The 8,240-nt window shown below is 49.4% G+C and carries 6 protein-coding genes; 4 read left to right on the plus strand and 2 right to left on the minus strand.

What is annotated here, in order from left to right; genetic code table 11:
- Nucleotides 1-221: 221 nt before the first annotated feature.
- A complete protein-coding gene (locus tag NDI48_26260) occupies nt 222-2,513 on the plus strand; it encodes an amylo-alpha-1,6-glucosidase (GenBank protein ID MEP0834672.1) in 2,292 nt (763 codons plus the stop codon).
- A 100-nt stretch (nt 2,514-2,613) separates the two neighbouring features.
- Here NDI48_26260 and NDI48_26265 read toward each other — a convergent pair whose 3' ends face one another.
- On the minus strand, nt 2,614-3,441 hold the full coding sequence (locus NDI48_26265; GenBank protein ID MEP0834673.1) for an S-layer homology domain-containing protein: 828 nt from the start codon (nt 3,439-3,441) through the stop codon (nt 2,614-2,616).
- A gap of 257 nt (nt 3,442-3,698) precedes the next feature.
- Between NDI48_26265 and NDI48_26270 the strand changes: the two genes are divergently transcribed.
- Both NDI48_26270 and NDI48_26275 read left to right on the plus strand, forming a co-directional pair.
- Complete coding sequence (locus NDI48_26270; protein ID MEP0834674.1) at nt 3,699-4,379, plus strand: HEAT repeat domain-containing protein; 681 nt, start codon at nt 3,699-3,701, stop codon at nt 4,377-4,379.
- A 71-nt stretch (nt 4,380-4,450) separates the two neighbouring features.
- A complete protein-coding gene (locus NDI48_26275) occupies nt 4,451-5,017 on the plus strand; it encodes a phycobiliprotein lyase (GenBank protein ID MEP0834675.1) in 567 nt (188 codons plus the stop codon).
- 75 nt (nt 5,018-5,092) lie between these two features.
- Here the strand turns inward: NDI48_26275 and NDI48_26280 are convergent, their stop codons facing one another.
- Nucleotides 5,093-7,741 carry a PhoD-like phosphatase gene (locus NDI48_26280; GenBank protein MEP0834676.1) on the minus strand — a complete coding sequence of 883 codons (2,649 nt, stop codon included), beginning with the start codon at nt 7,739-7,741 and terminating at the stop codon, nt 5,093-5,095.
- Nucleotides 7,742-7,945: 204 nt separating this feature from the next.
- Here NDI48_26280 and NDI48_26285 point away from each other — a divergent pair, with 204 nt between their 5' ends.
- Nucleotides 7,946-8,095: a ChaB family protein gene (locus tag NDI48_26285; GenBank protein MEP0834677.1), complete on the plus strand. Its 150-nt coding sequence runs from the start codon at nt 7,946-7,948 to the stop codon at nt 8,093-8,095.
- The last annotated feature ends 145 nt before the right edge of the window (nt 8,096-8,240 follow it).

Below are 8,240 nucleotides of genomic sequence, written 5' to 3' on the forward strand. Positions count from 1 at the left end.
TATCTCTCCCTCTTGGTAGGGATATGGACGTTGAGACACTGTCTAAACTTTTCTTAGTGAAGAAATGCAAACCTTGTCAACCGCATTTTTCTAAACATTCAAACCATTGGCGTCTCGTTGAGCAAGGTATAAAACGGGTTGTCACACTATATCGTTGACAACAAATTCATTGCGTCCATCTATCCCCTAAGACAACTGTAACGTTGACTGGAACTTAAGGTATGACTACGGATAAACTTGAGCTAGATGGTAAAGTTTTTGTTCCTGCTGAAGAATTGCCCATTCCAGAGTGGCCGAGTGTGCTGAGTGAACGTCCACAACCGACGCTCACAGTTAAAGATAATGACCTGTTTTTAGTGACCGATACCCTGGGGAATATTGGTGGATTGTTAAGAGATGACATGAACGCCAGTATGGGGTTGTTCTGTCACGATACCCGGTTCCTCAGCCGCTTGGAGTTACAGATTGAGGGACGACCGCCTGTATTACTCAGCAGCACCGCTGATAAAGGGTTTGCTCTCTCTGTTTTGTGTACCAATCCTCGCCTGGATGGCGAACGTTTAGAAGAAGCAGAGCAATTAGAGGCAGAATCACAAGTTCAGGAAGGCGAGATTTCTTACGCACCCCTACGAGCGGAGACTATCGGGATTGCGCGAGACATTGTCTTGAATGGAGCGCTGTTTGATGAGATTGAAGTTTCTAATTATACCACAAGTCGCCTTCGTTTTGAACTGAGTCTCAGCTTTGATGCTGATTTCGTAGATTTATTTGAAGTCCGGGGCTATGGACGAGGACACCGGGGACAGCTCTTACACGAGGTACTTAAGGATGAAACGGTCCAAAAAGAAACTCAAGAGTTGACCCTAGCGTATAAAGGACTTGATGGCTTAGTGATGCAATCGTGCATCGAGTTTGTGCATCGCCAACCCGACTACTTGAAGGGTAAAACAGCAATTTGGCAACTGGATCTAGACTCTCACGAAACTCTGAAGCTGGGGTATCGGCTCAGAGTCTTGATTAATAGTCGTTCTAGTTCTATTGTCAGCGCACCCGTTACCCTGGGACAGGCCAAAGCCGCTGAATTAGCAGAACAAAAAGAGTGGCAGCAACACGTCACCCAGATTCGCTCGGATGAAAAGACGATAAATCAGGTGATTGAGCGAGCTGAGCAGGATGTTTATCTACTGCGGCAGACGTTTGGCAAAGGAAAGATACTTTCAGCGGGAGTGCCTTGGTTTTCCACTCTGTTTGGGCGCGACTCGATTATTGCCGCCTCGCAAACTTTAATGCTCGACCCCACCATTGCCCGCGAAACTTTGTCCATCTTGGCGAAGTATCAAGGCAAGGAAGAGAATGAGTGGCGCGATGAGCAACCGGGCAAGATTTTGCACGAAATCCGTATGGGTGAAATGGCTCGCTGTGAGGAAATTCCCCATACGCCTTATTACGGCACCGTCGATGCCACACCGTTGTGGTTAATGCTCTATTGCGAATACTACGCTTGGACCCATGACACCGAAACCTTGGATCGTTTGTGGCCTAATGCTTTAGCGGCAATGGATTGGATTGACCGCCAGATGTCTGAAACCGGATACATCAGTTACTATCGCCTATCCAAGCGGGGTTTGGCGAATCAGGGGTGGAAAGATTCCGGAAACTGTATTGTCAATCGCAAGGGGCAGATAGCCAAGGGTGCGATCGCACTTTGTGAGGTGCAGGCTTATGCCTATTCGGCTAAAATCCGTTTGGCAGAAATTGCGCGACTGAAGAAGCGGCTCGATTTGGCAGATCAGTGGCAAGATGAAGCTAAAGACCTCAAGCGCCGATTTAACCAGGATTTCTGGGTGGCGGAAGAAGACTTCTGCGCCTTGGCTCTGGATGGAGAGGGCAAGCCGGTGGATAGTATTACGTCTAACCCTGGTCACTGTCTGAATCTGGGCATTTTGACACCCGAAAAAGCCTATAGTGTGGCAGAACGGCTGCGTGCCCCGGATATGTATAGTGGCTGGGGGATTCGCACCCTCAGTAGTTTGTCCCCGGCCTATAATCCCATGGGCTATCACGTCGGTTCAGTCTGGCCTCATGATAATTCTATGATTGCCGTAGGATTGCGAGCGCTCGGACTGGTCGATCAAGCCCTGGAACTGAGTCAGTCGTTAATTGACATGACCCTACACCAGCCCTACAACCGTCCCCCCGAACTGTTTTGCGGCTACGAACGTACTGATGGTAACGCCCCGGTGATGTATCCCGTCGCCTGCTCTCCTCAAGCTTGGGCTACTGGCAGTATCTTCCAGTTATTGCAAGTAATGATCCATCTGGTCCCCGATGCCCGCAATAACTGTCTGCGGATTCTCGACCCAGCACTGCCAGAATCCATCAACAAGCTGTCCCTGCAAAACTTGCGCGTGGGGTCAACTCTGCTGGATTTGGAGTTTGAGCGTTCTGGTAGCGCAACCGCTTGCCGCGTTGCCAAGAAGCGGGGGAATCTCCGGGTTGTGATTGAAGCTTAAGTCCAAGTGAGGGTCTAACTCCAAAGTCAGTACCTTCGTAGGGGCATGACCTGTCGTGCCCCTAGCCTGTGACATAGTGTCATTATTATCCACACTCAGATTAAGGCGAACTCTTTGGTTCTACCTTTTCCAGAGCCTCCTCGGCTGTGGTAAAACCACCGACATTATCACCCATCGCCGAGATACACAATACCGCTTCCGATCGGGTTACAGCTGCTTGTGGATTGAACGTCTTGAGCGAACCAAAAGTTCGACGAATGTTGGCATTGTTTTGAAAGACACTTTCCACATAGATGGCTGGCCAGTATTTCTTGGAGATCTTATTGCTGTCCGTCCAACCCCCCGGTGCACCACCTTTATAACTCTCAAGCGGCACTCGATGGTCTAGCGCCACTTTCATGGCTAGCATCTGTTCGCGGGTGAGAACCTGCTCTGGCTTAAAGGTTTTCTCATCGTCACTGATAGAATAGCCCGCATTCGCCAAGCCCTGAATGTAGGGGAAGTCTGGATGGGTGGACGGAACATCCGAGAACGTTGCCTTGCCCGCTTCCGACAGGCGTATCGTTTTATCAGAAGACTCTGGAAACAACGCGTTATTCGTGCGAACTAGCCAGCGCACAAATTCAGCACGGGTAATGGGCGCTTTGGGGTCAAATTTCCCTGATGTGGTATCGAAGACTCCCAACTGACCCAATTGGGTAATCTGCTTCTGTGCGGCTACACCTTGAATGTCCTCGAAGGCAACGGGTTTCGGTGCATTGAGGGCAACGGCTACGGGTTTGGGCGACGGACTCAATTGAGCCACTGGATTATCGAGCTGTGTTTTGAGCTGATCAACCTCTGCCCTCAATTTGGCATTATCTGTCTTGAGTTGGTTGATTTCTTCTTGGAATCGATTCTCCGGTTGCTCTTTTTTGCAACTACTCAACCAGAAGGAACTCGCTAGGAGCAGCACCAGCAATGACAGCGACCTTACTTTTTTTTTAAGCCTATTGCTTTGATTGGCATCCACTGAAAGTTATTTCTAGACAGTTAAACATTCAGACAAGTTAACCCATGAATTGGGTTTTGGCACAAATCAGCACAAACCAAGCTGAAGTCATTTGGTCAGTTCACGGGCTGGGGCGTTAGGATGTAGCAAGATTCTCATTTTCTGTAATATTTCTTAAAAAAGTTGTTTAGCCCATGGCTCATCCCAGTTTAGACCAACTCTCGACTCAGCTTGAAAGCGAAAGCTCCCGCGATCGCATGGTGGCGCTGGCCTCACTCCGCGACGTTCCAGCTGATGAGGCGGTACCTTTGATTAAAAAAGTCATAGACGATAGCAATTTGCAAGTTCGCTCAATGGCTGTCTTTGCTTTAGGGGTCAAGCAAACCGACGAATGTTACCCCATTTTGGTGAAATTAGTCGAATCTGACCCGGATTATGGCATTCGTGCCGCTGCTGCTGGGGCCTTAGGCTATCTGGCTGACCCAAGAGCCTTTGAACCCCTCGTTCGGTCTTTCTACGAAGACACGGACTGGTTGGTGCGTTTTAGTGCTGCTGTATCGCTGGGCAATATCAAAGACCCCCGTGCGCGTGAGGTTCTCACCCAAGCGTTGAAGAGTGAGGAAGTGGTGATCCAACAAGCGGCGATCGCAGCCTTAGGTGAAATCAAAGCCATAGACGCCATTGATGATATCTTGGACTTTGCTCAGGCAGACGATTGGCTAGTCCGTCAACGCTTAGCAGAAGCTCTCGGTAATCTTAAGAGTGACAAAAGCATCTCTGCGTTAAAATTTTTGGAGAAAGACAGCCATCCCCAAGTGTCCCAATCGGCGTCAATCTCTCTACAGCGCTTAGCAGAAGCGTCTCAGGAGGGATAGAGGGATTGCCTAGGGGTGATGGCGAACAATCCTGTACAGTTAAAAATCGTTAACGCTTTCTCACTTACTTCATGAATATTAAAGAAATTTTTGAGCAGAGTGCGGGCAAGTGGTTTTCTCAACGGACGGGTCACCACCCTGCCTTCAAGCAAGCCGAGAGTGGTCAGTCCAATATTACGATTGAACTGCTTGCCGCCGATGCTCTAGAAGTCGTTCAACTCTGCGAACACTACCAGATCGAGCCAAGACTGGCTGTGTGTGGTGCGAGAATGACTTGGGACGGCACAATGGAATGGTATGAAGATAAAGGAAAGCGCAGCGGTTCCACGGTGCTGATACCTGTTCCCAACCCAGACCAGAAGGGCGAAGGTCGGCTGTTGCGACAAATGGGTGATGCCCAGAAAGCTCCTGTGATGGGTCGCTACATCATTGGGAATGATAACGCCTTAACGATGATTACAGAATACGAAACCATGTATTCTGAGGAACGTTTATGGTTTGCGAGTCCTAACTTCCGCTTACGCACCAGCATCCTCAAGGACTCTGGCGGATTCAGTATGGCGTGTCTTTACTCAGAAATTCGCATGGGTGTTTCTCAACCCCCCAAGAAAGCAGAAGACGCCGCGGCTAAAGCCTAAAGCAGGAGTAAGGGGCGATCGCGTTTTGGGATTTAAACTGAGAAGCGATCGCTCCTGATTCGCCAGCTTTTGACTCTACCGCCAAACTTTCATTCCAGGGGGTGACGCCACTCTCGGTGGTGGCGGTGGCTGATCGACGCACAACGGGACGCAATATCGGCTATAAACCACGCTGTTAGGTTCCCAAGGAGGTTGCCAATAAGTATCCTGAATGACAACCTTGATTTCCTCATGGCTCTGGGGCCATTTCAAGCTAACGACTCCAAAATTATTGCGCCCAATTACTTGTTCACCCTCTTGAAGCCACTGATTGCGCCAAAGTAGCAATACCCAACTCTTCACTTGTGTGAGCCATCGGCTGGCCTTTTTATATTTGGGCGGTGCCGTCAATAGCGCCTTGCCTAGCCAGGGAGCAAGTATGGCTTTCTCTCGTTTCATCCACTCCACATAATACTGCCAGTCAGGAGCAAACTTGGGGTCTTTGAGAGCAATTTCCCAAGCCACACTCCAATTCCCGCAGAGTCCCTTGATTTGCCTCACCACTGGGCCAGTTGTTGGCACTTCAACCTCCAGCATCCGCACCCTCTCCGGTGTAATTTGGATTTCCACGAGTTGGGGGGGTTCGTTCCATCCTGCCCAATTCTGTGGTAGTTCTGGAGCTAGAGATTTGGCTTTCGTATGAACCACATAGGTCTTCAATTCGCCATTTTTGAAAGCACTTGCCGTCAGTTGAGCTAACACTCGTGCATGACTGGGGATGGGCAATGTTTCGAGGTCGGATTGTTGATGGGAATTTTGACTTTTGACTTGAGTCTCTTGGCGATCAGGATTTAACCAATAGCTGAGGCGAATGGTAGCTCCATAGTGAATATCGCCCGAAAGTATTACGACCATACGTCGCCGTTGGAACAGTACACTGAGCAGTGTCGATAGGGCAACATCATTTAAGTTCCAAGCATCGCCCACATCTGAATCGTAAACGTTGCCTTTCTCTAGTTCCAAGCGTTGAACTTCGTCAATAATTTGCAGACTCACCAGGTTGGTTGGCAAAACGACAAAGGTGACTTCAATGTCCGACTGACCGATTTGTTTGAGTTGATCGGTGAGTTCTAAGGGGTGTTGAATTTGTTGTTTAAAGGCTGTGGGACACAAAAGCATGGGAGGTACGAGCGCGGCCTCATCACCTTGGGGATAACCTCGCCAAGTTCGGGTATCCAGCACAATCACTTCATGCTTCTGGCTTCTAACGGTATAGTGCCACTCCAAAGGCTGTGTCCCATCGGGAGAATCTCGATCTAGGATGAACACATCTTCATCCAGCTTTAATTTCGGCTCACCGGTGGTTGGCTCTAGCGGAGGAATTCCCAAGTACTTCCGGATTTGTTCTAAAGCGGACTCATCCGTTCCTGCCGATGCCGACCAATTCGCTGCCGCTTTCAACAAATTTCCACCTGGCTTCCCCTCCTCAAACTGTTCAGGTGTATTCCCCCACGCCTGAAACACGGCATAGGCTAACATCGCATTCTGCACGACGCGCCTGCCCAGAGGTTTACGCAACACATGGTTACACCAAGCGCGATTGAGATACCAATCATCCGTAACATCATGGTCATCAAAAATCATGTAAGTCGGCACATTGGCTAGGGCACGCCGAACTTTCCACAACTGACTCATGCAGTCTCTGACATGAACGGCTTCCTTATCCCATTGCCTCGCCTGTGTAGAATCTTGATAGATCTTCTTACCTTGTGGTAAGCGATCGGGCCAGAGAATGGGCGACCAAAGGAGCAGATAGATAGCACAATATTCACCCAGGCTGAACAGATGGCTTTTCGCTTTCTCCGGGCTGTTGATCAGCATGGCGGTGAAGCTACAGTAATCTTTAGCAATATCCGTTCGCTGTCCTGGCTTCAGCTCACTCGGTTTTTTGTATTCATAAGCATGGGTTGGCGTTGGGCCTAACGGCAGATGTTCTTCCCAACCCAGTAGAGTACCACCAACGGCGGTAGCGACCCATAATAAAGGGTCAGCTACATCGTCTCCGTAGATTTGGTCACCCGTGAAAAAGAGCTGATGGAGTCGAGCGTTGGGCTGGTTGGCATAATGCTCGATCAGGTCATCCAAAATGGGGAGTGTATCTTGCCCACCTCCGTGTAACTTGCGGCAGGAACCATGAGCCAGTCGCAAATCGTTCAAATCTTTCGGGGGTATGGCAAAGGTCGGTAGCTGATGATCAAAGTAGCTGACTTTAACTTGGGGAAAGAGCTCTGCTGTCAAGGCTTGGGCAAGATTCTGCTCATGGTTACCAAAATTCAGGTCGTAGGCATAGATTTGTCCAGGTTCTAGAGATGAGGGGATGAGGGGATGAATGTTGGTTGGTAATCCCGGATTTAAGGGCAGGATTTCTCCCCCTGTCAGGGGCTTAGCGGTAACAGCGACGATGTGCAAATGCTGACCGAGGGCTACAGTGACCCTCGTACCTTCAAGCACCAAATTCCCGATGGTAGAACCGTTGGCGTCTGTGGCGTAAACTTTGAGAGTCACTTCACGAGGTGCTTTGAGAGCCATCCATACGGTAACGGCATCACTCTCTGTACGCCGTAAAATGGGCCCCGCTAAGAGTAGTGGTAGATGTTGAAGACGCTCTGCGCTCAAAAGTAGCGCTGCGCGATCGCCAAGCGTGATGGATAAGTCGCCTCCTTCCCTTAAGGGTGTCCGTGGCATATAACAGTTATCGCTGCCTTAGCAGCTAGCAGCTCTACATACGCAGTATGACCAATAACTGCGCTCCTGCCCAGCTACTTGAGGCTGATTTGAAAAATTACCTCCCCCGTGAGTTTGATCAATAACATGATTCGGCCTTTAGAAATAGGATTTTTTGATTTTTAAATAGCAACTTGGAATTAGCTGAGTAGGAGAACTATATCTATGCCCTATCCAACGATTGAAGATTTACCGGATTCGGTGAAAAACCACGTCCCTAAGCACGCTCAAGAGATTTTCCGTGCCGCTTTTAACCGAATCGCGGAAGTCCCCTTCCTCAACAGGCGAATTTTTGTAGCCGTCAGGCGAAAATGAACGACTGTAGGGAGGGGATAGGGAGCGGACTGACGGAGGAACGGAGGTGCGAATCGTTGGCTAGAAACCAAGGCAAATAAAGATTAGGGGGATTAGCCGCAAGGATATAGAACCTTGACAACTGAATGACCATGTAGGTGAGAGT

It is taken from the genome of Microcoleus sp. AS-A8, assembly GCA_039962225.1.
Lineage (GTDB): Bacteria > Cyanobacteriota > Cyanobacteriia > Cyanobacteriales > Coleofasciculaceae > Allocoleopsis.